At 58.0% G+C, this 2,500-nt stretch carries 1 tRNA gene and 2 rRNA genes (1 of these 3 cut by a window edge); all 3 read left to right on the top strand.

What is annotated here, in order from left to right:
- Positions 1-1,963: ribosomal RNA gene (locus tag BP38_RS0115185) — 23S ribosomal RNA — on the top strand (it extends 800 nt beyond the left edge of the window).
- Between the two features lie 149 nt (positions 1,964-2,112).
- A 5S ribosomal RNA gene (gene rrf, locus BP38_RS0115180) occupies positions 2,113-2,228 on the top strand.
- Positions 2,229-2,304: 76 nt separating this feature from the next.
- A tRNA-Met gene (locus tag BP38_RS0115175) sits at positions 2,305-2,381 on the top strand.
- The last annotated feature ends 119 nt before the right edge of the window (positions 2,382-2,500 follow it).

Here is a 2,500-nt window from a genome sequence, read left to right as displayed (position 1 = left end):
GATAGCTGGTTCTCCGCGAAAACTATTTAGGTAGTGCGTCGGATATTGCCCTCGGGGGTAGAGCACTGGATGGGCTAGGGGGCCGCGAGGCTTACCAAACCTAACCAAACTCCGAATACCGAGGAGTATCAGTCCGGCAGACAGACGGCGGGTGCTAAGGTCCGTCGTCGAGAGGGAAACAGCCCAGACCGCCAGCTAAGGTCCCCAAATCATGGCTAAGTGGGAAAGGATGTGGGAAGGCCAAGACAACCAGGAGGTTGGCTTAGAAGCAGCCATCCTTTAAAGAAAGCGTAATAGCTCACTGGTCTAAACAAGCCGTCCTGCGCCGAAGATGTACCGGGGCTCAAGCCATGTACCGAAGCTGCGGACTTACACTTTGAGTGTGAGTGGTAGCGGAGCGTTGCCTAGGCCTGTGAAGGAAGACCCGCGAGGGCTTCTGGAGGTATGGCAAGTGCGAATGCTGACATGAGTAGCGACAAGGAGTGTGAGAAACACTCCCGCCGAAAGTCCAAGGGTTCCTGCGCAAGGTTAATCCGCGCAGGGTGAGCCGGTCCCTAAGGCGAGGCCGACAGGCGTAGCCGATGGGAACACGGTTAATATTCCGTGGCCTGCGGGTGGTGACGGATTGTGGACGTTGTCCGGACTTATTGGATTGTCCGGGCAGCCAAGCAGTCCCAGGAAACAGCCCCCGCGCAAGACCGTACCCTAAACCGACACAGGTGGACAGGTAGAGTATACCAAGGCGCTTGAGAGAACTGTGCTGAAGGAACTCGGCAAATTGCCCCCGTAACTTCGGGAGAAGGGGGCCCCGGTCCTGGGCAACCAGGGTCGGGGGGCACAGACCAGGGGGTGGCGACTGTTTACTAAAAACACAGGGCTCTGCGAAGCCGCGAAGGCGACGTATAGGGTCTGACGCCTGCCCGGTGCCGGAAGGTTAAGAGGAGAGGTTAACGCCTCGAATCGAAGCCCCGGTAAACGGCGGCCGTAACTATAACGGTCCTAAGGTAGCGAAATTCCTTGTCGGGTAAGTTCCGACCTGCACGAATGGCGTAACGACTTCCCCACTGTCTCCAGCACAGACTCAGCGAAATTGAATTCTCCGTGAAGATGCGGAGTCCCCGCGGTTAGACGGAAAGACCCCGTGCACCTTTACTACAGCTTTGCAGTGGTACTAGGACTTGTATGTGTAGGATAGGCGGGAGGCTTTGAAGCGCAGGCGCTAGCTTGTGTGGAGCCATCCTTGAAATACCGCCCTTGCGCGTTTTAGTGCCTAACCGCGGCCCGTGATCCGGGTCCGGGACCCTGCATGGCGGGTAGTTTGACTGGGGCGGTCGCCTCCCAAAGAGTAACGGAGGCGCGCGATGGTGGGCTCAAGCTGGTCGGACATCAGCTGTCGAGTGCAATGGCATAAGCCCGCCTGACTGCGAGACAGACACGTCGAGCAGAGACGAAAGTCGGTCATAGTGATCCGGTGGTCCCGCGTGGAAGGGCCATCGCTCAACGGATAAAAGGTACGCCGGGGATAACAGGCTGATACCCCCCAAGAGTCCACATCGACGGGGGTGTTTGGCACCTCGATGTCGGCTCATCACATCCTGGGGCTGGAGCAGGTCCCAAGGGTTCGGCTGTTCGCCGATTAAAGTGGTACGTGAGCTGGGTTTAGAACGTCGTGAGACAGTTCGGTCCCTATCTGCCGTGGGTGTTCGAGACTTGAGAGGCGCTGTCCCTAGTACGAGAGGACCGGGATGGACGTACCTCTGGTGGACCGGTTGTGGCGCCAGCCGCATCGCCGGGTAGCTATGTACGGAAGGGATAACCGCTGAAGGCATCTAAGCGGGAAGCCCCCCTCAAAACCAGGTCTCGCCATAAGAGCCGTCGTAGACCACGACGTCGATAGGAAGCATGTGGAAGCGCGGCAACGCGTGAAGCTGAGCTTTACTAATCGCTCGATTGGCTTGATCATTCAAAAGCTACCGACCGGCCCCACCGCGCACAGCAGCAAGCCAGAAGCTGCTCGCCAGCGCTGCGTGAGGCCAACACAAAGGCTCCAAAGCCCGAGTGATGAAAAGATCCAACAAAGAAACGTGCACAACACCTTGCGGTTTTCGACGACCTGGTGGTTAGGGCGGGGGTCCAAACACCCGATCCCATCCCGAACTCGGCCGTGAAAGCCCCCAGCGCCGATGGTACTGCGTCTCAAGACGTGGGAGAGTAGGTCGCCGCCAGGTCTTCCAAAACCGCAAGGCCATCCAACAAGAACCCTCACCGCAATCAACACCACACATACCAAAACACACCCACAAACGCGGGGTGGAGCAGCCCGGTAGCTCGTCAGGCTCATAACCTGAAGGTCGCAGGTTCAAATCCTGCCCCCGCAACCAATTGCACCAATATCAAAGCATGAAAAGCCCCGCAGCCCACAAAGCCGCGGGGCTTTTTGCTATGTCCGAGGAGGAGCGCTAAGGCTTCACCTCTTGTGCTCCGGCTTGCACTTGCGTTT

Source organism: Fodinicurvata fenggangensis DSM 21160 (assembly GCF_000686045.1).
Lineage (GTDB): Bacteria > Pseudomonadota > Alphaproteobacteria > Kiloniellales > DSM-21159 > Fodinicurvata > Fodinicurvata fenggangensis.
Note: the sequence above shows the minus strand (reverse complement) of the source record. Positions and strands in the feature narration are given on the sequence as shown.